We start from the raw sequence: 595 nt of genomic DNA, 5'->3' as shown, positions 1-595 counted from the left end.
GGGTGCGGTTGGCGATCGGGGTGCCGATGACCACCTGGTCCTGGCCGGCAAGCCGTGCCAGCAGCACGCCCCAAGCGGCCAGCAGGGTCATGAACACGGTGGTGCCGTGGCGTTGGCTCAGTTGCGTCAGTGCGCTGGTCAACGCAGCATCGATGACGGTCTCCAGGCTGGCGCCGCGGTAGTCCTGCAGGGCCGGGCGCGGATGGTCGGTGGGCAGCGCCAGCAGTGCTGGTGCCTCCTGCAGATGGTCGACCCAGAAGGCGCGTTGACGTTGCAGCACCTCGCCCTGCAGCCAGCGACGCTGCCATAGCGCGTAGTCGGCGTACTGGATCGACAGCGGCGGCAGCGGATCGGGCTGGCCCTGGACGAAGGCCGCGTACAGCGCGCCGAGCTCGCCCAGCAACAGGCCGATCGACCAGCCGTCGGTGACGATGTGATGCATCGTCACCACCAGGCGATGCCGCTGCTCGGCCAGGCGCAGCAGGCGACCGCGTATCAGCGGCCCGTGTTCCAGGTCGAAACGGATCTGGCTGTCGGAGGCGGTCAAGCGCTGTGCCAGCGCATCGCTGTCCTCGACCTCGCCCAGATCGATGAT

At 68.6% G+C, this 595-nt stretch carries 1 protein-coding gene; it reads right to left on the bottom strand.

Annotated features, from left to right (window positions below; genetic code table 11):
• Window positions 1–595: condensation domain-containing protein (locus CKY51_RS22130; protein ID WP_152250052.1), on the bottom strand; the 595-nt coding region annotated here is incomplete at both ends.

The organism is Xanthomonas maliensis (genome assembly GCF_009192945.1).
GTDB classification, from domain to species: Bacteria; Pseudomonadota; Gammaproteobacteria; order Xanthomonadales; family Xanthomonadaceae; genus Xanthomonas; species Xanthomonas maliensis.
The sequence above is the reverse complement of the archived record's forward strand: the minus strand, read 5'-3'. Positions and strand labels throughout refer to the sequence as shown.